General features: G+C 44.1%; 27 protein-coding genes. 13 read left to right on the forward strand and 14 right to left on the reverse strand.

Features of this window, described 5'->3' with window-relative positions:
- Window positions 1-5: 5 nt before the first annotated feature.
- From CGZ90_RS15645 to CGZ90_RS15655, 3 genes are read right to left on the reverse strand one after another with little or no spacing between them, the layout of a single operon-like run.
- A complete protein-coding gene (locus CGZ90_RS15645; RefSeq protein WP_094253460.1) occupies window positions 6-758 on the reverse strand; it encodes an SDR family NAD(P)-dependent oxidoreductase in 753 nt (250 codons plus the stop codon).
- Window positions 755-1861 carry an A/G-specific adenine glycosylase gene (gene mutY / locus CGZ90_RS15650; RefSeq protein ID WP_094253461.1) on the reverse strand — a complete coding sequence of 369 codons (1107 nt, stop codon included), beginning with the start codon at window positions 1859-1861 and terminating at the stop codon, window positions 755-757. Before mutY ends, CGZ90_RS15645 begins: the two co-directional genes overlap by 4 nt.
- Window positions 1858-2181 (reverse strand): MFS transporter, encoded by a 324-nt coding sequence (locus CGZ90_RS15655; RefSeq protein WP_094253462.1) that lies wholly within the window; start codon window positions 2179-2181, stop codon window positions 1858-1860. Before CGZ90_RS15655 ends, mutY begins: the two co-directional genes overlap by 4 nt.
- 40 nt (window positions 2182-2221) lie before the next feature.
- Here CGZ90_RS15655 and CGZ90_RS15660 point away from each other — a divergent pair, with 40 nt between their 5' ends.
- Window positions 2222-3220: a metal-dependent hydrolase gene (locus CGZ90_RS15660; RefSeq protein ID WP_094253463.1), complete on the forward strand. Its 999-nt coding sequence runs from the start codon at window positions 2222-2224 to the stop codon at window positions 3218-3220.
- Between the two features lie 20 nt (window positions 3221-3240).
- Here the strand turns inward: CGZ90_RS15660 and CGZ90_RS15665 are convergent, their stop codons facing one another.
- Window positions 3241-3492 (reverse strand): YfhJ family protein, encoded by a 252-nt coding sequence (locus tag CGZ90_RS15665; RefSeq protein WP_094253464.1) that lies wholly within the window; start codon window positions 3490-3492, stop codon window positions 3241-3243.
- Window positions 3493-3592: 100 nt separating this feature from the next.
- Between CGZ90_RS15665 and sspK the strand changes: the two genes are divergently transcribed.
- Both sspK and CGZ90_RS15675 read left to right on the forward strand, forming a co-directional pair.
- Window positions 3593-3748 carry a small, acid-soluble spore protein K gene (gene sspK, locus CGZ90_RS15670; protein WP_094253465.1) on the forward strand — a complete coding sequence of 52 codons (156 nt, stop codon included), beginning with the start codon at window positions 3593-3595 and terminating at the stop codon, window positions 3746-3748.
- Between the two features lie 38 nt (window positions 3749-3786).
- Window positions 3787-3954: a YpzG family protein gene (locus CGZ90_RS15675; protein WP_094253466.1), complete on the forward strand. Its 168-nt coding sequence runs from the start codon at window positions 3787-3789 to the stop codon at window positions 3952-3954.
- Window positions 3955-3986: 32 nt separating this feature from the next.
- On the opposite strand, the gene CGZ90_RS15680 is transcribed toward CGZ90_RS15675, so the two are convergent.
- Window positions 3987-4298: a YfhH family protein gene (locus tag CGZ90_RS15680; RefSeq protein ID WP_094253467.1), complete on the reverse strand. Its 312-nt coding sequence runs from the start codon at window positions 4296-4298 to the stop codon at window positions 3987-3989.
- A 62-nt stretch (window positions 4299-4360) separates the two neighbouring features.
- Here CGZ90_RS15680 and CGZ90_RS15685 point away from each other — a divergent pair, with 62 nt between their 5' ends.
- Window positions 4361-5038, forward strand: coding sequence for an SDR family NAD(P)-dependent oxidoreductase (locus CGZ90_RS15685; protein WP_094253468.1), 678 nt, complete (start codon window positions 4361-4363; stop codon window positions 5036-5038).
- Here the strand turns inward: CGZ90_RS15685 and recX are convergent.
- The 3 genes from recX to CGZ90_RS15700 all read right to left on the reverse strand — a co-directional run bounded on the left by recX (window position 5035) and on the right by CGZ90_RS15700 (window position 8478).
- Window positions 5035-5844, reverse strand: a complete 810-nt coding sequence (recX, locus tag CGZ90_RS15690; protein WP_165766881.1) for a recombination regulator RecX — start codon at window positions 5842-5844, stop codon at window positions 5035-5037. The genes CGZ90_RS15685 and recX overlap by 4 nt on opposite strands.
- Window positions 5845-6180: 336 nt before the next feature.
- Window positions 6181-6378 carry a YbdD/YjiX family protein gene (locus CGZ90_RS15695; protein ID WP_094253470.1) on the reverse strand — a complete coding sequence of 66 codons (198 nt, stop codon included), beginning with the start codon at window positions 6376-6378 and terminating at the stop codon, window positions 6181-6183.
- The gene (locus CGZ90_RS15700) at window positions 6379-8478 is read right to left on the reverse strand and encodes a carbon starvation CstA family protein (protein ID WP_379675195.1); all 2100 of its coding nucleotides are present in this window, start codon (window positions 8476-8478) and stop codon (window positions 6379-6381) included.
- Between the two features lie 114 nt (window positions 8479-8592).
- On the opposite strand from CGZ90_RS15700, the gene CGZ90_RS15705 reads away from it, so the two are divergent.
- The 5 genes from CGZ90_RS15705 to CGZ90_RS15725 all read left to right on the forward strand — a co-directional run bounded on the left by CGZ90_RS15705 (window position 8593) and on the right by CGZ90_RS15725 (window position 12393).
- Window positions 8593-9498: a TIGR01777 family oxidoreductase gene (locus CGZ90_RS15705; protein ID WP_094253471.1), complete on the forward strand. Its 906-nt coding sequence runs from the start codon at window positions 8593-8595 to the stop codon at window positions 9496-9498.
- A 30-nt stretch (window positions 9499-9528) separates the two neighbouring features.
- On the forward strand, window positions 9529-10656 hold the full coding sequence (locus CGZ90_RS15710) for an amidohydrolase (protein ID WP_094253472.1): 1128 nt from the start codon (window positions 9529-9531) through the stop codon (window positions 10654-10656).
- 191 nt (window positions 10657-10847) lie between these two features.
- Window positions 10848-11429, forward strand: coding sequence for a GNAT family N-acetyltransferase (locus tag CGZ90_RS15715; RefSeq protein WP_094253473.1), 582 nt, complete (start codon window positions 10848-10850; stop codon window positions 11427-11429).
- A 550-nt stretch (window positions 11430-11979) separates the two neighbouring features.
- Window positions 11980-12099 carry a YfhE family protein gene (locus CGZ90_RS20510; RefSeq protein ID WP_133063604.1) on the forward strand — a complete coding sequence of 40 codons (120 nt, stop codon included), beginning with the start codon at window positions 11980-11982 and terminating at the stop codon, window positions 12097-12099.
- Window positions 12100-12219: 120 nt separating this feature from the next.
- Window positions 12220-12393, forward strand: coding sequence for a YfhD family protein (locus tag CGZ90_RS15725; RefSeq protein ID WP_379675194.1), 174 nt, complete (start codon window positions 12220-12222; stop codon window positions 12391-12393).
- A gap of 223 nt (window positions 12394-12616) precedes the next feature.
- On the opposite strand, the gene rlmD is transcribed toward CGZ90_RS15725, so the two are convergent.
- The 4 genes from rlmD to CGZ90_RS15745 all read right to left on the reverse strand — a co-directional run bounded on the left by rlmD (window position 12617) and on the right by CGZ90_RS15745 (window position 17302).
- On the reverse strand, window positions 12617-14035 hold the full coding sequence (gene rlmD / locus CGZ90_RS15730) for a 23S rRNA (uracil(1939)-C(5))-methyltransferase RlmD (RefSeq protein WP_094253476.1): 1419 nt from the start codon (window positions 14033-14035) through the stop codon (window positions 12617-12619).
- A 101-nt stretch (window positions 14036-14136) separates the two neighbouring features.
- Window positions 14137-14937 (reverse strand): delta-lactam-biosynthetic de-N-acetylase, encoded by an 801-nt coding sequence (gene pdaA / locus CGZ90_RS15735; RefSeq protein ID WP_094253477.1) that lies wholly within the window; start codon window positions 14935-14937, stop codon window positions 14137-14139.
- Between the two features lie 113 nt (window positions 14938-15050).
- Window positions 15051-16595: a fumarate hydratase gene (locus CGZ90_RS15740; protein WP_094253478.1), complete on the reverse strand. Its 1545-nt coding sequence runs from the start codon at window positions 16593-16595 to the stop codon at window positions 15051-15053.
- Between the two features lie 518 nt (window positions 16596-17113).
- Complete coding sequence (locus tag CGZ90_RS15745; RefSeq protein ID WP_094253479.1) at window positions 17114-17302, reverse strand: SE1561 family protein; 189 nt, start codon at window positions 17300-17302, stop codon at window positions 17114-17116.
- 136 nt (window positions 17303-17438) lie between these two features.
- Here CGZ90_RS15745 and yfkAB point away from each other — a divergent pair, with 136 nt between their 5' ends.
- Together yfkAB and CGZ90_RS15755 are read left to right on the forward strand one after the other, a co-directional pair.
- Window positions 17439-18551 (forward strand): radical SAM/CxCxxxxC motif protein YfkAB, encoded by a 1113-nt coding sequence (yfkAB, locus tag CGZ90_RS15750; RefSeq protein ID WP_094253480.1) that lies wholly within the window; start codon window positions 17439-17441, stop codon window positions 18549-18551.
- 93 nt (window positions 18552-18644) lie between these two features.
- The gene (locus CGZ90_RS15755; RefSeq protein ID WP_094253481.1) at window positions 18645-18971 is read left to right on the forward strand and encodes a winged helix-turn-helix transcriptional regulator; all 327 of its coding nucleotides are present in this window, start codon (window positions 18645-18647) and stop codon (window positions 18969-18971) included.
- A gap of 46 nt (window positions 18972-19017) precedes the next feature.
- On the opposite strand, the gene CGZ90_RS15760 is transcribed toward CGZ90_RS15755, so the two are convergent.
- Window positions 19018-19830: a YfkD family protein gene (locus tag CGZ90_RS15760; RefSeq protein ID WP_379675199.1), complete on the reverse strand. Its 813-nt coding sequence runs from the start codon at window positions 19828-19830 to the stop codon at window positions 19018-19020.
- Between the two features lie 77 nt (window positions 19831-19907).
- Entirely contained in the window at window positions 19908-20291 is a 384-nt protein-coding gene (locus CGZ90_RS15765) for an OsmC family protein (RefSeq protein WP_094253819.1), read from the reverse strand.
- An 84-nt stretch (window positions 20292-20375) separates the two neighbouring features.
- Here CGZ90_RS15765 and CGZ90_RS15770 point away from each other — a divergent pair, with 84 nt between their 5' ends.
- Both CGZ90_RS15770 and CGZ90_RS15775 read left to right on the forward strand, forming a co-directional pair.
- Window positions 20376-21557 carry an MFS transporter gene (locus tag CGZ90_RS15770; RefSeq protein ID WP_094253483.1) on the forward strand — a complete coding sequence of 394 codons (1182 nt, stop codon included), beginning with the start codon at window positions 20376-20378 and terminating at the stop codon, window positions 21555-21557.
- A gap of 80 nt (window positions 21558-21637) precedes the next feature.
- Window positions 21638-22087 carry a TlpA family protein disulfide reductase gene (locus CGZ90_RS15775; protein ID WP_094253484.1) on the forward strand — a complete coding sequence of 150 codons (450 nt, stop codon included), beginning with the start codon at window positions 21638-21640 and terminating at the stop codon, window positions 22085-22087.
- The last annotated feature ends 81 nt before the right edge of the window (window positions 22088-22168 follow it).

Raw genomic sequence — 22168 nt, forward strand, 5'->3', positions numbered from 1 at the left:
CGTTCTTAAAAGCTGTATGATTGTCCTCCGTCAACATTGAGCGTTGCTCCAGATATCCATGATGCGCGTTTTGATGCGATGAACACAACGGCATCAGCGACTTCCTCAACGGTGCCAAAACGGCCAGCTGGGATATTCTGCTCAACGAACGCTGCGATTTTCTCAGGATCTTGTTCCATTCTCTTTTTCCAGTTTCCTGTTTCATGGAGAATAGATCCTGGTGCTATACCGTTAACACGCACTCCGTGGCTGATCATTTCATCTGCGAATGATTTAGTGAAGGAGATGAGAGCGGCTTTGCTCGCGTTATACGTTGGCTTCCCTCCTGATTCTCGTCCGAAGATAGATGAAATTTGTACAATTGATCCTTCACCACGCTCTTTCATCACAGCGCCGGCTAACTGACTAAGGTGAACGGCTGAAATATAGTTCAGATGCATGGCCTGCTCAAACGTACTGATGTTTGTTTCCATAACGCTGCTGCCGTTGCTCCCTCCTGCATTGTTAACTAGAACATCAATCGTCCCGAACTGCTTAAGAAAACCTGAAAAAATTCTCTCTCTGTCTTCTTTTTCTGTAACATCACCTTGAAACGGAGTAAAGCCTTGAGCATCTGCTACTTGTTTGAGTAAATCACCGTCTCTTCCAACGATTCCGACTAAAGCACCTTCCTCTTTAAACGCCTTAGCGATAGCAAGTCCAATCCCTTTAGAACCGCCTGTTACAAGTACCTTTTTTCCGTCTAAATGCAAATTCACAGTAAGATTGCCTCCTTTGCGAGCTTGATCATTTTCTGGTGCGAGACCGGAAATGCTAATTTTTCAGCTTCTGTCAGTGGCACTGCCTTCCAGTCTTTCGAAAGCTCATCCGGTTCAGCCGTAATCACGGCTTCCCAAACATCGATCTCCCATTTCAGATGAGAAAAAACATGTTCAATATATCCGATTTTTCCTTTAAACGATATTTCCACACCCGTTTGTTCATAAACATAAGACTGCAGCTCTTCACTCCCAGCTGAATCGTTTAACAACCCTGTTTCTATATTAGGAAATTCCCATAAACTTGCGAGCAGCCCTGTAGAAGAACGTTTATGAATGAGCATCCTGCCTTGCTGATCATAAGCAATAACTGCAGACATCTTGGCTAGCTTTACCTTTGTTTTTTTCGTCTTAATTGGAAGTTCCTGCTGTCTGCCTTCTGCGAATGCCCGGCACTCCTGCTGTACGGGACATATAAGGCATGCTGGCGACCTTGGAGTGCATATGATCGCACCAAGTTCCATCAATGCCTGATTAAATGAAGAAGGATCTTCATGCGAAATAAGGCTGCGGACTGCTTGTTCGAATAACTTTCTTGTTTTGGGCTTAGCGATATCTTCTTCAATTAATAAAATCCTTGAAAGGACTCGCATAACGTTTCCGTCCACCGCAGGCTCAGGAACGCCATATGCGATGCTCAGTACAGCACCTGCTGTATAGGGCCCGACACCTCTGAGGTTGGATATTTCCTCTGGTGTATTTGGAACGATCCCTCCGTATCTTTCCTGCACCTCTTTAACAGCGGTTTGCAAATTCATAACTCGGGAATAATAACCTAAACCTTCCCACGCTTTCATAACCTGCTCAGGTTCGGCATCTGCCAGATCTTTGAGCTCAGGAAACTTTTCCATGAAGTTATTGAAGTAGGGAATAACGGTATCGACCCGAGTCTGCTGGAGCATAATTTCCGATACCCACACTCGGTAGGGATCGCTGTTTTCCCGCCACGGCAGTTTCCGGTGATTTTCCCGGTACCAGTTTAACAAGGCGTCTTGAAACGATTGTATGGGGAAATCAGTAGTGTATGTGTCTGGCTCGTTCAATCTTTTCCCTCCAAGTTTTGTTTAATAAACGCCCAGCAATGCAGCTTGGCTGCACCGCCGTCGATCATCTCGTGAAGCTTTGAATAAACTGGCACATCTTTTTGAAGCCTTGCTTCTTTTAAAGATAAATACATGCTATAGGTTTCCACCTTAAAAAACTCAACATAAAGGCTGTCTTGGTCAGCCGCTTTATACCAATGAACATCGGCAGCACCACCTGCATTAAGCTTGCTTGAAATGCTGTTCATAAGCGTTTTATACTGTTCATCAAACTCTGCTTTTATTTTATACTCCATAAAGACTGTAATTTCGTCATTCATAGTATCACTCCATTTATAAGGTAAGGAGGTGCGGTTATTTATGGATACAGGAACTCATATTGTCATGGGGATCGGACTTGGCGGTCTGGCGATGATCGATCCAGCGATTGCTGCTGACCCAATCACATCACAGGCTGTGATTGCTGGTACGCTAATCGGCTCTCAAGCCCCAGACTTCGATACGGTTTTAAAATTAAAAAACAATGCTGTTTATATAAGAAATCACCGGGGAATCACTCATTCACTCCCCGCCTTAGTGATATGGCCTTTGCTCTTGGCAGGAATCATCCACCTTTTTGTTCCAGGAGCTGACGGCATGAAACTCCTGCTTTGGACTGCTATTGCTGTTATTTTGCATGTTTTCGTGGATATTTTCAACGCATATGGTACTCAAGCATTGTACCCAGTTTCGAAAAAATGGGTTGCCCTTGGGGTGATCAGCATATTTGATCCGTTTATTTTCTTCATTCACCTGCTTGGAATTATGCTCTGGTACGGCGGGAGCGACCCTGGCAAAACTTTTGCAGCGATTTATGCGATCCTGGTTTTTTATTATATATGGAGGATAATTGCACGCAAAAAGGCTGATGCCTTAATTCGCAGAAAGATTCCAGAGGCTGTGGAGATCATTGCTTCACCCGCAATTAGATACGGTCAATACCACCTTGCCATCAAGACACCCAAACAATTTATCGTTGCGGGTCTGCAGGGCGGTGAGCTGACTGTCTGGGACGTATTCGACCGCGAACCGGTTCCGGAGAATACGATGATTGCTGCGGCAAATAAAGATAAAAATCTAGCCGCCTTCCTTTCCTTCTCACCGGTTTACCGCTGGGAAATCGAGAAAAATGAATACGGCCATGAAATTAGATATATTGATCTCCGTTACAGAAGCAAAGGACATTACCCATTCGTAGCACTCGCACAGCTCGATGAAGAACTGAACGTGATCACTTCTTATACAGGCTGGGTATACAGTGAAGACCGGCTGCGCAAGAAGCTTGATTACTCACCTTTAGATATTGTTAAAAACGAGTAGACTGATCCAGAATTTCCGGATCAGTCTTTTTTATAACGCTTAAATTTAGGGTTGTCGCTGCTGTATTCGTGCAGCCTCGGTCCATACGATTTTATCCAAGAAAGAACCATCGCCTCAGTTGCCTCTTTTCCGGAATATTCATACCCTGCACGTGCTCTGGACGATTCAAAATCCTCCCAAAGCCCTTCTACCCATGTTCGTGCTTCTTCTTTCGTAAGGCTTCTGTTTATGTTTAAAAGCACCTCGGATAATTTGTCAAAACGCTCTTCCATTTTTCTCCCTCCTGTCCCATTATTTAAGGTTTTTTCCGTCACATAAAGGCTTTCCAAGGGTTCATACTAGAACAGAACCGATTTTAAGGAGGGCTTTTATATGAGAAACAAGTCAAAGAACTTCCCAAATCGGATCTCCGTCTCTGGTGAAGCACGGGCAAAGGAAGAATTCACTTCCAAGCGCCCGGACGGCAGTATCCGCGACCATCCTCAGGAGCGGATGTTCTTGTCCAACCAGCACCGGGACGATCAGTAACTCTTACGGTTATGAATTTTATACTGGGGGTGTCACGAATGAACAAGAAACAGTTCTTTCAGCCAAACCTGTTTAACGCTAATTATTCCGACCCATTTCACTCCCCACGGGCTAATTCAAAGCACGCGTATAATCAAGTTAACGGGGAAACCCAGCAAGCACTGAATAACTATGTGCTTGAAGTTCAAACACGTAAGCGTTCATAGTGAGGAATAGGGAAGCGCAGCCGCTTCCCTATTTATGTTGTGATGAGCATAGAAGCTGGATATGCCTCAAGTTCCTGCTGGCCGTTTTTGTAGCCCCATGCAAAAACTCCGTTCATATAAACGAGCTTGAACGTGGAACCTGGGTCGCCTTCGAGTTCATACGTATTCCCGCTTTCAAATTGCTCTAGATCTACAAGATAGCTTTTGGCGAGCGAAATTTTTCTATCGTAAACAGCAAATTCGCTTACCATGCCCATCTGCTCTGCTTTTTGTGCTTTTGCTCTCAAAGCCGCTATTTCCATCTGAAGTTCATGCTCTGTCATTTCACTGAATCGTTTTTCCATTGTTTCCGACCTTTCTTTTCTATACGATATATCTATATTTTTAAAATCAGGAGTGATAAATTATGCCCTCATCAGTTATCATAACAGGCGGCGGTTCAGGCCTCGGTAAAGAGCTTGCAAAGCAATATGCTTCAACATATACCGTCTACCTTCTTGGAAGAGACCAATCAAAATTATCAGAAGCTGCTTCTTTTATTGAACAAACTGGCGGAACGGCGGAAACAGCTGTCTGCGATGTAACCGATATGAACCAGGTAGAGATGGTCATGAATGCTATTTTCACTGCAAGCAGCAGTGTACATATGCTTATCAACAACGCTGGCACAGGTGTTTTTGGCCCGTTAGAGTCTCTCTCGGAAAATGATATCCACACAATGATCGACACTAACGTAAAAGGCACCATATTCCCTGTGATGGCTGCTCTTCCCCACTTTCAAGCACAAGGCCGCGGTACAGTCATGAATATCATATCTACCGCCGGGTTACGCGGAAAAGTGAATGAGTCGGTATACTGTGCAAGTAAGTTCGCTGTTAAAGGCTTTACTGAGAGCCTTGCAAAAGAATGGGAGAAATCACAGCTCCGCGCTGTCGCCGTTTATATGGGGGGCATGGACACACCCTTTTGGGATAACTCTACACATATTAAAGATCATAGCCGATTGAAGAGTCCAGAAAAAGTGGCCGAAATGATTGTTCAGCAAGACGATGGAAAGATAAATGAAATCTTTATCGACCGCTAATGGTTTTCACGCAGCACTTGATCGATCATATGTGCCGAAAACCCTTTAGAAAAAAGCGCCCGTTTCATTCTCATTTCATACTCATAGCCTTCATACTTGCTGTATTTTCGATGTGCTTTTTCCGCCTGTTTTTTAAGTGCCTCCATCTCTTCGTTTTCATCAGGCTTTGCTGAAGCTGATGCTGCAGAGATGGCTTGATCTATAACATCTGAAGAAAACCCTTTTTGCAAAAGCTGCATCTTGAGCTTTTGCTTTTTTTCATTCAGTGAGATGTTCTTTTTTTGTGAGAGCACTTTTTCGGCAAGCTTCGTACACGTTTCAAGCTGCCGTTCATGCGTGAATTCAGCGAGAGCATGCTGCATATCACTCTCACCGACACCTTTAGTGATAAGCTCCTGCTTCACTGCACCAGGACCCTTCGATGTCGTGTTCATTCTCGTCCGGACGAGCATCCCGGCAAACTCTCTGTCATTCACGTATTTCTGCTCTTTCAGCTGTGCAATAACCTTCGTGGCCACTTCTTCATTAATCTCCGCCTTAACGAGATACTGAAAGATCTCATGAGCAGACCGCATACGAAACGAGAGGTAATGAAGAGCCCGGCTGTACGCTCTTTTCAGCTCATCGAGCGAAAGAATCTCTTCCCACTCGCTCTCACTGATCTCCATCCCTTTTTTTAGACTGTTGGAGATAAGCACATCTTCATGCACACTGAAAGCAAATTCCTCTCCTGCTCCTCTATCTATAAAAACATTGTAACGTTCCTTGCTTTTCTTCTGAGCGGAAATCCGCGTTACAACCGCCATTTTCCCACCTCTTTTCATAAATTAATTTTAGCACAAATAAGTGGCATGCCTAAACAACGCGAAATAACCAAAACCCAACCAAAAAAAATGATAAGCCTAAACCACGCAAAAAAACCAACACCATCATTTGCTTCCCCGCGTCCCGCAGTGGGGTCCGGTACCGATAACGGTTTACTATTATACCGAAGGTCATAATCTCGGTACCGGACCCCAGGTAGGCATCGAAGACCTTAATTTGCCTAAGCCAAACCAAAGCCAAGAATCAAATCTAACCAAAAAAACCCCGCATCAGCGGGGTTTTTTGGTGTGAAGTGCAACCTGCACTTTTATGGGTTATCAACATCGTGTGGCGGATGGGCCGTATTTGTCCGCCAGATATTTCTCGAAGAATTCTTTTTCGGTCGGCAGTGTCTTTTCAGGATGATGGAGCTTCAGGTGTGTGACATATGCTTCGTAATTCGGGAGGTTGGATACTCCTTTAAACACGTTGCCTATGTTTTTTAAAACGGTCTTCATGTAAAATGCAATGCTCATTTAAACTTCACCAAGCTTTGTCTGAACAAAAGGCTCTTCATATGTCGGTATGTTTTTCTTTTGTCCAAGCACTTTATACCAGATACGGGCAGCATCAATGAGAACTCCTGTGATCAAAAGCATGAACAATCCAGTAAGCACCGCGTTGAGCTGATTGTTAAAGACGATCTGTGAAGCTGCTTCCATATTCGGTATCGCAGGCGGCAGTTCGTTAGCAGCCATTTGGGCTTTAACCTGAGATGCTTTTTCAAGGAATCCTACAGCTGGAACGTTTGAGAAGATTTTTTCCCATCCAGCATAAAAGGTTACGATCATAAGCCATGTAAGCGGGACACCTGTAACCCACGCATATTTCGCTTTCCCCATCTTAATAATAACCGTAGTCGCAACGATCAGGGCGATAGCGGCGAGCATCTGGTTTACGATTCCGAAGAGCGGCCACAAAGTGTTGATACCTCCTAGCGGATCGGTTACACCGACAACAAGGAAGTAGCCCCATCCAGCAACGACGAGTCCGCTTGTTACATAAACCGCCCAAGTTGAGTCGGTTCTTCCGAGAGGTTTATAAATATGTCCGAGCAGATCTTGCAGCATAAATCGCCCTACCCTCGTTCCGGCATCAATCGTCGTTAAGATAAAGACGGCTTCAAAGAGAATAGCAAAATGGTACCAGAACGCCATTAAGCTTTTCCCGCCTATCACTTGAGAGAAGATCTGTGCCATACCGACAGCTAGTGAAGGCGCTCCACCTGTACGTGACAGGATCGATTCTTCATCAACATTCTTAGCCAGCTCATCGATTTCAGCCGCTGTAATCGCAAAGCCCCAATCCGATATGGTTTGTGCCGCAGCAGCTGTGTCCACTCCGACTGCAGCGGGCGGAGAGTTGATAGCAAAATAAAGTCCTGGTGTAAGAAGTGTTGCAGCAACCATCGCCATGATTGCAACGAACGATTCTGTGAGCATTCCGCCATAACCGACCATAGGTGCGTGTGTTTCTTTTGCGATTAGCTTTGGCGACGTTCCGGAAGATATAAGAGAGTGGAACCCGGATACGGCACCGCATGCGATTGTAATAAACAAGAACGGGAATAAATTACCCGCAAATACAGGGCCTGTCCCGTCAATAAACTTTGTTACAGCAGGCATTTGTATTTCAGGCATTACGATTAAGATTCCAAGGGCAAGCATACCGATTACCCCGACTTTTAAGAACGTGCTTAGATAGTCACGCGGAGCAAGCAGCATCCATACAGGCAGAACAGATGCTAAAAATCCGTATCCGATCAGCAAGTATGCCAGAGTTTTGCCTTCATAAGTGAAATAAGGTGCAAGTGTAGCTGAATCAGCCACCCATTGGCCGCTGATAAGAGCGAATAATAGAAGTGCAAAACCGATTATCGATGCTTCCCCTACCCTTCCTGGCCGCAGATAGCGCATATAAAAGCCCATGAAAAGAGCGATAGGAATAGTCATCGCAATCGTATATGTACCCCAAGGGCTTGATTTTAGAGCGTTAACCACTACAACAGCAAGAACGGCAATAAGAATGATCATAATCGCGAACACACCGACTAGAGCCAGGTATCCGCCAACAGGGCCGATCTCTTCCTTTGCAATCTGCCCGATTGATTTACCTTTACGGCGCATGGAGATAAGAAGGATAACATAATCCTGTACCGCACCTGCAAGTACAGCACCAACAATCAGCCAGAGTGTTCCTGGCAAATACCCCATCTGTGCTGCAAGCGTTGGTCCAACAAGGGGACCTGCTCCTGCGATGGCTGCGAAATGGTGCCCGTACAGCACCCATTTGTTAGTCGGCACATAATCCTTTCCATCAGCATATCGTTCAGCAGGTGTCGCGTTTTCTTTATTCAGTTTAAAGATTTTGTCTGCTATAAAGCGTGCATAAAATCTGTACGCCACTGCATATGTACAAAGTGATGCAACGATGAACCAGATCGCGCTGATTTTCTCATCACGCTGCAGAGCAATTACTGATAATGCGATCCCCCCTGCAAGTGCGATTCCAATCCATAATAACGCTTTCAAAAAAGGATTGGACTTTTTTGCTTGTGTTTTTCTTTGCAGTTCCAAAACGGCACCCCCACTTTTTGTTTGGTATAATAATAGCTAAGACGATTATAGCAAATATTCTTAATATTAAAATAAATATTTTTGTGCATAACTATCCATAACAAAGGAGCTCTTATGAAAAACTTATTAATCACTGGAGGCACTGGGTTCATCGGCCGCCACTTGACTGAAATACTGGTCAAAGACGGCTGGCATGTTTATATTCTGACTCGTTCTGCCGATAAAAAACGCGGAAGTGATAGCATTACATTCGTAAATTGGCTAAATGCTGATGCAGCCCCCGAAAAACAGCTTCCGGATATTCATGCAGTCGTGAACCTAGCTGGGGAATCTATCAATGGCAGATGGACAAAAGGCAAAAAAAAGGCAATCCTTGAAAGCCGTATGACAGTAACAAAAGAACTAATATCACTTGCAGAAAAAATGAGGCTAAAGCCTGAGGTATGGGTGAACGCATCAGCAGTCGGTTTTTATGGCACTTCTCAGACTGATTCGTTTACAGAAAGGTCTCCTGGCAGAGACGAAGATTTTCTCGCCCATGTGACAGCATTGTGGGAAGGAGAAGCTACAAAAGCAGCGCAGTTAGGCATACGCCTAGTTATTACGCGTTTTGGGGTAGTGCTGGGCAGGGACGGAGGCGCTCTTAAGCAAATGACGGCGCCTTATTATTATTACGCAGGAGGCCGAGTGGGTTCCGGTAATCAGTGGCTCTCGTGGATACATGTTGAGGATGTGGCAAGGCTGCTAAAATTTGTCATAGAGAACAATGATATTGAAGGTCCGGTTAACGCGACCTCCCCTCATCCTGTGACAATGGATGAATTCGGTAAAGAAACAGCTCGTGTATTGAACAAACCTCACTGGCTTCCCGCTCCAGCAATTGCTTTGAAACTGCTGCTAGGCGAGATGAGCATGCTTGTCTTGAAAGGACAGCACGTTATTCCTGAACAAGCAATCGATCACGGTTTCTCTTTCACCTATCAAAGGCTTCCAGAAGCATTGCGTGATTTACTTCAATAAAAACTAGAGAATGTATAGCAGGTGATAAATATGAAAACATTGCTCAAAGGTGCAAAAGTATACCCCATTACATCAGCCATAATGGAATTCGGCGACGTGTTAATACAAGATGGCAAAATTGCCGGCGTTTCTGCAAGTATTGAACCTTCCGATGATATGACAGTCATTGACTGTAAAGGATTGCATCTTCTGCCTGGACTGATCGATGTACATACCCATCTTGGCTTATATGATGAGGGTACAGGCTGGGCCGGAAACGACGCAAACGAGACCTTTGAAGTCCTTACCCCGCACATCCGTGCCATCGATGGCTGCCATCCGCTTGATTCCGCGTTTCGAGACGCGGTGAAATATGGCATCACGACGGCTCATATTATGCCAGGAAGCGCGAATGTCATTGGCGGAACGACCTCTGTCATAAAGACACATGGCATGGATATTCGCAAAATGCTTATTAAAGAAACAGCAGGCTTGAAAATTGCACTTGGGGAGAATCCAAAAAGAATCCACTCCGGCTCTAGCAACAATTCGATAACAAGGATGGGAATCATGGGTATGCTCCGTGAAGCGTTTTATCAGGCTAGGAGCCACCCTAGTCAGAACGATCTGCGTGTTGCACCGATCGTTTCTGCTTTGAGGAGGGAAATTCCTGTCCGTATACATGCTCATAGAGCAGACGATATTTTATCTGCCGTCCGTTTTGCTGAAGAGTTCAACCTCGACTTCCGCATCGAGCATTGTACCGAAGGACACCTTGTGGCTGAAGTGCTTGCCCCCCTTAACCTCCAGGTAAGTGTAGGTCCTACGATTACGAGAAAATCAAAAATCGAGTTGAAAAACAAAACGTGGGAAACATGCAGGATACTATCTGAGAATAATGTTGAGATTTCCATAACAACAGACCATCCATACACTCCGATTCAGTACCTTAATGTGTGTGCGGCTCTTGCTGTCCGAGAAGGCCTGGATGAAGTAAAAGCCCTTGAAGCCATTACTATAAATCCTGCTAAAAACCTTGGTGTAGCGGACCGTATTGGCAGTATTGAAATAGGCAAAGATGCGGATTTTTCGATATGGAACGACCATCCTTTTCATTTTTCGTCAAAACCCGTCATGACCTTCATAAATGGAGAAATAATTTACAAAAAATCTACATAAAAAACTATTTGCTTTTTCATAAAAATGTTTTATGATACAGAAGGAGTTATTAATTAAATACACTTGCATGGGAAGGCAATTGGTGCGCCACCAGCTTTAGGCTGGTCCTAGTGGGTTCGATTCCCACCCCGAATTAATTTTTATTCTTAATTCGAGGGTGGGGATTTTTCTGCCCTCCGGGAGGGATTAAATTGTTAAAAAAGCGTGATTTACACGACAGTCATGTTCTTTTCAATTTAATGGTGCACCCTGAAGTCTTCCCTTTTGTACGCCAAAAAGCGAATTCCATCGAAGAATTCATGTTTTTGACGAAACAGACGATAGAGGAAGAAGATCAGGGAACATTGATTTCTAGAACCATTCTCGATGAATGGCAAAACCCAATCGGCACCATTAACCTGTTTGATGTCCAGGACGGCTACGGCTTCCTTGGCACCTGGATCGGAAAGCCATACTTTGGCAAAGGATATAATAATCCGGCTAAAGAAGAATTTTTTTCTGAGCTGTTTTATGAAAAGGACATCCACACCATCTTTATGCGCATCCGAAAATCTAATCTTCGCTCTCAAAAAGCGGCTGAAAAGATTCCTTACGTTACTCTTGCTAATGAAGTGCGAAAAGATATTTACGATCAGCTGAATAAAGAAGAAGATATTTACAACCTTTATCAAATTGAAAAAGACAACTATATCATGCATCAGCTTCGTCTTCAGCACCAGCAGCAGGCCCAGCCTCTTATCTGTGCGGTTGAAGAGCAGCTGAAAGAAGCATGACAGATAAAAAAGTGCGGATAATCCGCACTTTTTTTGTTTTATCAAAAGAACTCAGTGAAGAGGTTGATCTCCGTTTCAGGCGCACGCTTTCCGCGGGGCGTGGCGAAAAGCAGAAACGGCTCGTTCAGCCCCGACAAGCAAAAGGGAAAGGGGCCGGTAAGTCGATCTTTGACTTATTGGACACTTGCCCTTTTGACCTCGAGGGGCTAGCCGTTTTCTGCTGGACAGGTGAGCCCCTTTGCCGCTACGCGCCCTAAAGGGTCTCAGCTTCCCGCTCGTCCCGCAGGAGTCGGCACCTTACACTCCGATCAACTTTGTCAATGATGGATTCAGGATGATCAAGTGAATGTGAAAAATGTGCTAGCCAGCTATTGAACCTAAATCCGAAGCATTTCTCATGAAGCTGTCAAAGAAAATTGTATCTTAATGCGTAATTTGTAAATACTCGAGTTTAACAAATCAACCTCAACTTTCCATCATTCTCTTAGCACTTCATGAACCTTTGTAGGACAAACTAAAGTCATCTTAAAAGAAGGAGGACTTCGTTAAAATGAAAAGCGACCGACGTAAAGCAACTGAACGTCAAGACGGGTTGTCCAAAACTCAGGAAGTGACTTACGCTTCAGAGATTAAACAGGCGAAAGCGGCTGAAAAACAGCCAAAACGCTAACAAAAAATTCCTGTGTAAGCTGTCGATTTTCTGCACATTATATAGTTAGAGGGACATCCCCTCTAGTTAAGACTTAAGATTCACGTTCACCATTACAAATGCTTTTAAGGAGGCTTGCGTGTGGAAAAACGTAATCGAAAGTCCCAACAAAATGCTCAAGCTCGTGCTTCACAAGCTAACTCATCTCTTGGCGTAGACGTCGAATACTCCAGAGAATTAGCTGATCAAGATGATCTCGAAGCACAAGCAAGAGCGCAGGCAGCAGACAGCCGCCAGAAAAAAGCGCGCCGTTAATGCCAAAATAGACCCGCTCATATTGAGCGGGTCTATTTTATTGAAATAAGAAATTAAAGCCTGTTGATAAAGTTATCAACAGGCTGTGTATATTGTGAATAGTTTTCGAACGGAATCTTAAACTTTACAAAAACATTACGAAAATGACACGATTCAACAAATTACACTGTGGATAACCATGTGGATAGTGTGTATATGTCAGAATATTTCAATGAAAAAGATATTATCCTTTCCAAATAAGAGTACAAACTGTTTCAATATGTGCTGTCTGCGGGAACATATCCACAGGCGTTATCTCCTCTACTTCAAATCCGCCACTCATCAACATGTGGACATCTTTCGCAAGCGTGGATGGGTTGCATGAAACATAGACCATACGCTTTGGCTTAATTTTAAGAACGGTTTGCAGGAATGACTCATCACAGCCTGTCCTTGGAGGGTCTACCACAACGACGTCCGGTTTCCACCCTTCTTTTAGCCACTTCGGCAGCCATTTCTCTGCTTTTCCAGTTTCATAAACCGTATGTTTAAACCCATGTTTAGCTGCATTTTCTCTCGCGTTTGCTATTGACTCTTCAATAACGTCCATACCTCGCACTTCTTTTGCAAAAGGTGCAAGCCATAAACCGATCGTTCCAGATCCGCAATAAGCATCCACTATTTTTTCTGAACCTGTAAGCTTTGCTTGTTTTTTTACTTCGTCATATAAAACAACCGTCTGTTTCGGATTAAGCTGAAAAAATGCGCGTGCAGAAAGTTCAAAGGAAAGATCGCCAAGTTTTTCAGCTATGGTCTCGCTGCCGCCTAAATGAATCGTTTTTTCCCCAAAGATAAGAGACGTTTTTTTGTCGTTCACGTTTTGGACAATTGAAGTGACCATCGGAAGCCGTTTTTTCATTTCTGATAAAAACAAATCTTTTTTAGGCAGGTTTTCACCAGATGTTACAAGCGTTAACTGCAGCCCTTCTGTCTCAAAAGAAGTTCTGACAACGATCGTCCTAACGGCAGCACGCTTCGCTTTATCAGGGTGTATTGGAATATTCAAGTCTTTTAGGATTCGCTTAACTTCATTCGTAACTTTTGTAGTATCCGGATGCTGAACAAGGCAGTCATCAATATCAATCAGTTCATGAGAATTACTGCTGTAAAGTCCAGCAATGATTCGTCCATCTTTTCTTCCAGCCTGAAAACTGCTCTTATTACGGTAATCCCATGGGTGCGCCATTCCAAGCGTGTCTTTTAAAGGCAGACGGGATGCAGGAATCTTGGTGTACCGCTCAAATGCCTGCCGAACAATATCTTGCTTTTCCCGCAGCTGTGCCGGATATGATAAATGCTGCAGCTGGCACCCGCCGCACTCCTCATATATCGGGCAAGGCGGTGTGACCCGGTCTTTTGATGGCTTTCGCAGCTTTTTCACTTTTGCTTCTGCACGGTTCGGGAACACCTTTGTAATTTCCGCAGTAATCTCTTCTCCTGGCAATGCTCCTGGAACAAAGACGACTGTCTTTTTGAAAAAACCTACTCCCTCTCCGTTGATACCAAGCCTTTTAATGGTTAAAGGGATCGTCTGTCCTTCATGAAGAACAGGGTTGATAGTGCTTTTATTTTTATTATTAAAAGAAGGCTTTTGATTCGCCATTTTCTTCACTTCTTCCGTACTCTTTAATATGTGCTTTCCCTATTGTAGTCGAAAAAAGGGCATCATCAAACAAAAAAGTGCTCCCGTTGCTAAAGGAACACTTAAGGTGCAATAAAAATAGCCGGTGTCAGCTGGGCAGCTTTCAAATCATCAAGACTTTTGAAAGTATAGCCGCGTTTTTTTAAATCGTCGATTACTTTACCAAGAGCATCACTGTTGTCTTTGGAAACCGTATGAAGGAGCAATATGGAACCAGGGTGAATCTGCTTCATGATTTGATTATAAGAATATTGCCAGCCACGCTGCCTGTTTGTATCCCAATCTGGAAATGCCAGTGACCAGAAAACGTGTGTATACCCTTCATCCTTAGCGATTGATATTGTCCGTTCTGAAAACACACCTTTTGGCGGCCTTACGTAGATCATGTGAGATTTTCCCGTAATCTCTTTATACCGGCTTTTCACTTTCTGCAGTTCGGTCTTAATGCGTTCATCACTCACCGACGTCATTTCAGGGTGATGATATGTGTGGTTGCCGACAATATGCCCTTCTTCTGCCATCCGTTTCACTAGCTCAGGATGTGTTTTCATGAATTGGCCTGTAACAAAAAAAGCAGCCGGTACTTTTTTCGATTTAAGTACATTCAGGACGTTATCAGTAAATCCATTTTCGTAGCCGTTATCAAATGTAAGATAGATCTCTTTTTTGGACGTATCACCAATAAAAACCGTGCCGTATTTGTTCAGCAGGGAATAAAATTTCTTATCAGTCACAGGCGGCTGTTCGCCGCCTCTCTTTTCGAAATACCATTCATGGCGCTCGTTTGATAAGGCAAAAGCTTTCTGAGGAAGGAAAAGTACACCGATTATTATAATTACTGCCCATATCGCTTTATTTTTCATGAGTATCACTTTCCTCCTTTTCTCATAGCGTTTGAAAAAAGGAGGAAGTTAATGCTTGTTACTTTTTAACAGCTGAAACAAAAAAAAAACCGGCCTCAGCCGGTTATTTGGTCTTATTTGAAAACTGGATCTTTAAATTGAGCAAGTTTTTCAAGTGAGGACTTGTCTACATCTTCATGAAGACTGTTGCCGTGTGCATCCATTGTAACGACAGCCGTAAATCCGTTAACACGGATGTGCCACATCGCTTCTGGCACGCCAAACTCCATTAGGTCAACACCTTCAACTTTTTCCATACACTCTGCATAATACTGTGCAGCTCCGCCAATCGCGTTCAAGTATACACCGCCGTGCTCCTGGAGTGCTTTCAATGTTTTTGGACCCATTCCGCCTTTACCGATAACAGCACGGATACCAAATTTCTTCATAATATCGCCCTGATACGGTTCTTCACGGATGCTTGTTGTCGGTCCAGCCGCTTTCACAACCCAGTTTCCTTCCCCGTCTTTCGCCATAACAGGTCCGCAGTGATAAATGATCTGTCCGTTCAAGTCAATCGGTGCATCGTTGTCCATCAAGTGCTTATGAATAGCATCACGGCCAGTGTGCATCATGCCGTTAATGGTTACTACATCACCGACCTTTAAGGCACGCACCTGTTCTTCTGTGATCGGCGCTTGCAGCGTGACTACGTTGTTTTCTGCTGATGCTTCAACAGTAGCCGCTGCCTCTTCCGCTCCTTTAGAGAAATCTGTATCCTCGCCTTCTTGATAAAGCCATTCTGTGATTTCACCTGTCTGAGGGTTAATTTTCACACCAAGGCGGCGATAAGCCCAGCAGTTATACGCAACAGATACGAAAAAGCTTGCCGGAATACGATTGATCACGCCTACTTTACAGCCAAGCAATGTCGTTTCGCCGCCAAAGCCCATAGTCCCGATGCCTAGCTTGTTGGCGTTTTCCATCACATACTCTTCCAGCTTGCGAAGGTTCTCGTTCGGGTTTACATCATCTACTGAACGGAACAGCATCTCTTTTGCAAGCTCATAGCCAGATGTGCGGTCCCCGCCGATCCCAACACCGATAAACCCTGCACTGCAGCCCTGTCCTTGTGCTTGATAAACTGAGTGCATGATGCATTTGCGGATGCCGTCAAGATCACGTCCAGCACGTCCAAGACCTTCTAATTCTGCCGGCAGGCTGTATTGGATGTTTTTATTTTCGCAGCCTCCGCCTTTTAAAATAAGGCGTGCGTCAATATAGTCTTCTTCCCACTGTTCAAACTTGATAACTGGTGTCCCGTCACCAAGGTTATCTCCGCTATTTTCACCTGTTATGGAATCCACTGAATTCGGTCGCAGCTTCGTGTCTCTCGTTGAATCAGCGATCGCCTGCCGGATCGCCTTTTTCATTTCGATCTGGTTTGCTCCCACCGGCACTTTAATTTTAAAAGTAGGAAGTCCTGTATCCTGGCAGATCGGCGATACATTCTCGTCAGCTTTCAAGATGTTTCCCGCTATCGTTTCAAGCGACATAGCCGCTCTCGTACCCGCATTCTCCTTCAGCTTTGCCGCCTGAATCGCGCGGCGGACATCCTTAGGAAGCTTTGTGGAAGTTTCCACAATCAACTTATACATGCTCTCCTGGAAGTTCTGCATTTTACATATCCCCTTTTATACGTTGAAAGCGATATCAACATTCAATATACTGCCATTATAAAGAAAAATAACATTTAACGAAAGACATCACACTTCATAATACTTTGTTCATTCTTCTATATGACATAGAGGCTTTAAAGAAGCGCACAGCAGCCCCATGTATAACAAGCAAACTGTCATTAAAAAAATGGTTTTATCATCAGTTGATTTTGAAAACAGTTCTTTCTAATCTAACTGCCTGAAATTTGCTCGGTTCGCAGAATTTGAGCGCTTGTACTCCTCACAGTAACTTCCTTGATTAAGTTGATTGGAGTGGAAGGTGCCGACTCCAGCGGGATGAGTGAGAAGGTGAGACCTTCCAATGGCGCGTGCGACGGAAGGGCTCACCGCTCACCCCGCGGAAAGCGTGCACCTGAAACGGAAATCAACAGCTTCTTCGATTTCTTTCATTACAGGATATATAGATAAAGCAAAAAACAAAAATCCGCCGCCCTCAAAATGAAGGACAGCGGATTGTATTAACTTTCCCAGTTATACCGGAACTGTTTGCATTTTTCCTCAAGATCATCAAGCATGCTGATGATGCGGTCGATTTCTTCCACGCCTGCTGTTTCAGCATCTATAGAATCAAGCGTCTGGAGAAGAAGATCCATTCGATTTTTTATATATTGCTTTTGTGTAGTCTTATCATCGATAGAGTTGCCCACGAACACCTCTCCTTTCCTGTCATGTATACTGTAACAATGGGAAAGGCTTTTGCCAACCCAATCTTTTGATTTTAAAGGTTTTGCGGTATGATAAGCATTGATTTATTAATAGCTGTACGAACAAAGGAGTCAAATCATGAATGTGTTACAGAAGATTTCACCGACTTATGATCCTTGGGAAGCTTATATGGATATCGAGGAACATGGCCGGCTGACTTTATCCAATATAGAAGTTACTACAACAAATCTTTGCAATATGAGGTGTGCTCACTGTGCAGTCGGATATACACTGCAGACAAAGGATCCTGATGCACTGCCGCTCGAGCTTCTAATCAGCCGCCTTGACGAAGTGCCCCATCTGCGGTCGTTCAGTATCACTGGCGGTGAACCGATGCTGTCGATGAAATCTGTCGATCAGTATGTGGTTCCACTCATTAAGTATGCCCATGAACGCGGAGCGAGAACACAGATCAATTCTAACCTGACGCTTGATTTAGCGCGATATGAGAAAATCGTTCCTTACCTTGATGTGCTGCACATTTCACACAATTGGGGTACTGAGGACGAATTCGCTGAAACAGGATTCGCTGTTATGGAACGTAAGCCTACATTTGAACAGCGGACGAATTATTTTGACCGGATGGTTGAAAACGCCCGCGCATTGACGTCACGCGGTGTGATTGTTTCTGCAGAGACGATGCTGAACAGCCGAACTCTTCCTCATTTAGAGAAGATACATAAACACGTTCTCGAAATGGGCTGCCAGCGCCATGAAATTCACCCTATGTACCCTAGCGATTTCGCTAGCGCTCTTGGTGTGCTCTCGCTCGAAGACACCCGCAAAGCGATACAAACGCTTCTTGATATCCGAGACGAGGATACATGGATGCTTTTCGGCACCCTGCCTTTTTACCCATGTTCTGAAAATGATGAAGACCTTGCTCTGTTAAAACGACTATACAGCGCCAAAAATGTGACAGTCAGAAATGACCCAGACGGGCGCTCCCGCTTGAACATTAATATTTTCGACGGGCAGATCATCGTCACTGACTTTGGCGATACCCCAGCTCTTGGAAACATTAAGGATACATCCTTGCCTGCAGCCTTTCAAAACTGGCTGAGCACTCAAACAGCGGGTTCCCTTAACTGCCACTGTCCAGCAGTCAAATGTCTCGGACCGAACCTGCTTGTTAAGGACATGTACTATAATAAGCGTGACTTTTCTGTATTGTCATCTAACATCAAATAAGGCTGTACACTTTACAAAAGTAAGTCTTGCGTTTAGAATTATAGGTAATAATAGCTATGGAGTCGAACTCCAACAAGCATGAGGTGATGCATGATGGACTACAATACAATGTGTCCCAAGTATGAAGTGACAATTGATATTATAGGGAAAAAATGGACAGGATTGATCATCCGTGTTTTATTAGGCGGCGCAAAACGGTTCAAGGACATAAAGAAGCAGATTCCGGAAATGAGCGACAGAATGCTGACTGAACGTATGAAAGAGCTCGAAACAGTGGGCATTGTCGTCAGACACGTCTATCCTGAAACACCGGTGCGGATTGAATATGAACTGACAGAAAAAGGCCAATCCTTAAAAACAGTAATCAGCTCCATTCAAGAGTGGAGCGAACAGTGGATCGGCGACTGCCAAGTAAAGTAACAAAAGGATGAACCCCACATAACAGGGGTTCATCCTTTTTGCTGTATTACCGCTCTGTATTAAACCTGAAGGATAGGTGGTCCTGAACAGGGATCCAGGCTCCAATACCTTGCTGCGTTACGTTCTGTACTTCAATTTTTCGCTTTCCGCCTTTTAAGACGATGTAAACTTCACCATAAGCTACCCTGCCGCGTTCGTTTACTGCCGGCACGTAGCTGTACAGCAATCCTACTTGTTTTGGGGCAATGCTATAAGGAAAATTCTTCTTTGTCGCTGCACCGATATTTGTCTGGAAAGCAAGCGGAAGCTTTGTTTTTTCAGCAGCTGCTATGATCATCATCTTTTGGACAGCTTCTTCATTCGGAATATGAGCAGTCAATCCGCCAGAAATCCTTTTATGTGCTGCCTGATTAAACGTTAGAGTAGCATTTGTCTTGCCTCCCCGGTTATCGAGTCTGTTCAAGTTCGCCTGCTGGTGTTCCCAGTTCACTGTTGTTTCAGTGGATTGATAGGATAAAGGATATTGTCCTAAAAAGATTCGGGCTTTGTACCAAAAGGCAATTTTCGAAGCATTTATGCTCGATTCATTCAGCAAGCGGATCAGTTCTGGATTCGTGATTCGTACGTTTGATGTTTTCAGCATATCTTTTGCCATTTTACTTGGCTCAAGATAAGGTATGTCCTGTGCGGAGTTCGGATAAGTATTTTCTTTCGAGATATTCACGACTGAGCTGGGAACTTTAAATCCCGTTTCTTGCTTTGCCTCAATTTTTTGCTCTTTCTTAGCTTTTTCAGCGGCAAGCGCGTGTCCCGGTATCAATAGTAACGTTATCATGACTAAAATGATAATTTTCTTCATCATTATCCTCCTTTCTTGTATTTATTTTTTTCTGCTAGATAAAATTTATCCCGCAGAACAGGAGGATAATATTGGTTTCACCCGATAAGTTCGAAGCTTTCCGTTATCTTGATGCTTCCTTTAACAGATTGCACCATCGAGCAATTCTTTTCTGTAACAGCCAAAGCCTTTGCCAGCTTTTCTTCTGTAAGCACGCTGCTTTTTACAGTAAAATGCAAATGAATATGCTCGACACGGTTTGCTTCCTTTTCGTTTCGTGTGACTTCTGCTTTAATTTTTATGTCGTCATATGATATGCGCATCTTGCTGAGAACCTGGCGCAATACTCCGCCGCTGCAGACTGCAACAGAGGAAACAAGCAGCTGGTAAGGGCGGTATCCGAAATCTTCATTTCCCGAAATATGCAGTTCTCCATATTCCACTTTAGTTGTAAACCCATTTTCCTTCATGGTAAATTCCATCAAATCATCTCCTAACATTTCTTTCTCCTGCATAATCCGTGTACAATAGCAGTGAATATATTGTTTACATCTGAGGAGTCTGACATGATTTTATCAAAATATAAGTTCTCTGTATTGATTAGCATCGTATTTATTTCAGGTTTCGCTCAGGGCATGCTTCTGCCTATTATTGCGGTCCTGCTTGAAACAAAAGGGACGTCTTCCGCGATGAACGGCCTCAACGCGACTGCATTGTATGCGGGAATACTATTGGCTTCCCCTTTTATTGAAAAACCGCTGCGGAAATTCGGATATAAGCCGCTAATCCTTATAGGTCTGGTGGCAGTAGCATCCTCTTTCCTGCTGTTTCCCGTCTGGAAGGTGTTTTGGTTCTGGTTCATACTCCGGCTTGTTATAGGCATAGGCGACCATATGCTGCACTTTTCCACTCAGACATGGATTACATCAAACAGCCCAGAAAAAAACCGCGGACGGAATATTTCGCTCTATGGCATCGCTTTTGGATCAGGCTTTGGCATCGGGCCACTTATGACAAAACTTCTTGAATACAATGAAGACCTTCCGTTCATAGCGGCTGGTTTGCTTTGTTTAATATCCTTCTTGGTGATGAATACGATCAGCAACGACTATCCTGAGCTTGCAGGCTCTCGGGAAGCAGCATTTTCTGCGAAAGAAAGATACAGCAAAGTTTTGAAAATGGCATGGCCGGCTCTGCTTCCGCCATTTGGCTATGGCTTTTTAGAAGCAACCCTTCACGGCACATTTCCTGTATTCGCGCTAAGAAGCGGCCTTTCTCTTGACTGGGTGGCTATCTTGCTGCCTTCATTCGTAATCGGCAGCCTTGTTTTCCAGCTTCCGCTTGGGACGATGAGTGACAAATACGGCAGAAAACCAATCCTGCTGATCTGTCTTGCAGGAGGTTTTATTTCATTTCTGCTTACAAATTATGCTCAAGAGCATTTGTGGCTTTACTTGGCACTTTTCGTAGCAGCTGGAATGTTTGTTGGATCCCTATTCTCGCTGGGGATCGCGTATATGAGCGATATACTGCCTAAGCATCTGCTTCCTGTAGGCAATATTCTTGCAGGCATCACCTTTTCTCTAGGCAGCATGGCTGGCCCTGTAATCGGGGGTATTTCTATCAGCTGGCTGGGCAAACAAGCATTTGCGTTGCCTATCTGCAGTATGCTGTTCTTTCTTTTTATTGCGATTGTAATGAATAAAAGTACAGCGATTTCAGAGCATAAGGGTAGGAAGGCCAGCTAAAAGCATACCATTTTCATTTTTCTCAACTTTGATTTATACTATTGATTAGATAATAATTATTATTAACAGGAGTGGATATCATGCGTTTACGCGACGAAATGCCTGAATTTAAAGGCGCTGCGGAATGGATTAATGGAGAAGTTACAAAAAGCGATTTAGTTGGAGATAAACCGACACTTATTCATTTTTGGTCTGTCAGCTGCGGACTGTGCAAAGAAGCGATGCCGAACATCAACCAGTTCCGCGATGATTATAAAGATGAACTGAATGTTGTAGCCGTTCATATGCCTCGCTCCGAAAGCGATTTGGACATCGAAGCAGTAAAAGCAACAGCGCTAGAGCACGACATCACACAGCCAATTTTTGTAGACAACGAACACACTTTAACAGATGCTTTTGAAAACCAGTACGTACCTGCGTACTACGTATTTGACGCTGAAGGCAAGCTTCGCCACTTCCAAGCTGGCGGAGACGGCATGAAAATGCTCACAAAACGCGTTAACCGCGTCCTCGGCAAAGAAACGAAGTAATTTTTGGGGTACGGTACCCCAAAAGGACAAAACCGCTATAGTGTCCGTACTAAGTGGACATATAAGAAAAACCTGAACAGA

The organism is Fictibacillus aquaticus, assembly GCF_002245695.1.
Lineage (GTDB): Bacteria > Bacillota > Bacilli > Bacillales > Fictibacillaceae > Fictibacillus > Fictibacillus aquaticus.